Raw genomic sequence first — 446 nt, forward strand, 5'->3', positions numbered from 1 at the left:
CCCTCTCTCCTTCACTGGATCTAGGATGATCCGATATGCAGCTGGTCGAGCACGGCCGCCTCGAGAGCGTCATGTTCGAGATCCTCGGCGTGTATGGTGACCACCGGCGCGATTTCTCGAAGCTTCTCGACCTGCCGCATCTTCATGCCGAGTGTATCGGCATCGTGTCCGGTCACGACCTCAAGGGCGGCCTCCAGCACCTCTCCGGTGGTGAAATCCCGTAAGTCGAGGAGAAGGTCGGGCCGGACCTCACCTGAGCTGGTCGGGACATCGAACAGGAGCCTTTTGAAGCCGATTCCTATCCCGCGTCGACGTAGCCGATACTGGAGATCAAGCAGGCCGACGACAGTCTGGCGCTCTGCGGCATTGTGTACGGCGATGAAGTTGGAAGGGCGGGCGATTGGCTGTGCATACGCCCGGAGCGCGGCATACCCTTCACGAGGATT

Annotated in this window: 1 protein-coding gene; it reads right to left on the minus strand. The window is 60.5% G+C overall.

What is annotated here, in order from left to right; translation table 11 throughout:
* Positions 1-20 precede the first annotated feature (20 nt).
* On the minus strand, positions 21-446 hold a 426-nt coding region (locus tag AACY49_RS31075; RefSeq protein ID WP_339528158.1), incomplete at its 5' end, for a hypothetical protein.

The sequence above is a fragment of the Pseudomonas sp. EL_65y_Pfl2_R96 genome (assembly GCF_963970905.1).
Lineage (GTDB): Bacteria > Pseudomonadota > Gammaproteobacteria > Pseudomonadales > Pseudomonadaceae > Aquipseudomonas.